Consider the following 347-nt stretch of genomic DNA (forward strand, 5'->3'; position numbering starts at 1 on the left):
TCAAGCTGCTGTCCCGCCTCGATCGACAGCGCATAGCCCGTGCCGCCGTTGCCCTCGGTCAGGGTTCCAATCCTGTCGGCGTCCAGATCGCTCGTGTAGGAGGCAAACGTGAACTGACCGTCGACATAAAACCGGCGCGTGTCATACCACGTGGCCGTCACCCCAAGGCCAAAGCCGCTGGTGTCAATCGACCCGTCTCCAAACTCAGAGGTCACCGACGCACTGCCGGTGGCGTAGGAGAACTGCAACCCGCCCACAAACAGCCCTGCCCCGCTCTCGCTCAGGACAACATCCCCACCGATCTCCAACTCCCAGACACTGCTGTCGAGCGCCGCACCTGTTGTGCT

1 protein-coding gene is annotated in these 347 nt (G+C 62.5%); it reads right to left on the minus strand.

Annotation, left to right across the window (positions count from 1 at the left end; genetic code table 11):
* A partial coding sequence (locus Q1B13_RS26930) for an autotransporter outer membrane beta-barrel domain-containing protein (protein WP_299800850.1) occupies positions 1-347 on the minus strand: 347 nt, incomplete at both ends.

Origin of the sequence: uncultured Ruegeria sp. (assembly GCF_947489545.1) — a bacterium.
Taxonomy (GTDB): domain Bacteria; phylum Pseudomonadota; class Alphaproteobacteria; order Rhodobacterales; family Rhodobacteraceae; genus Ruegeria.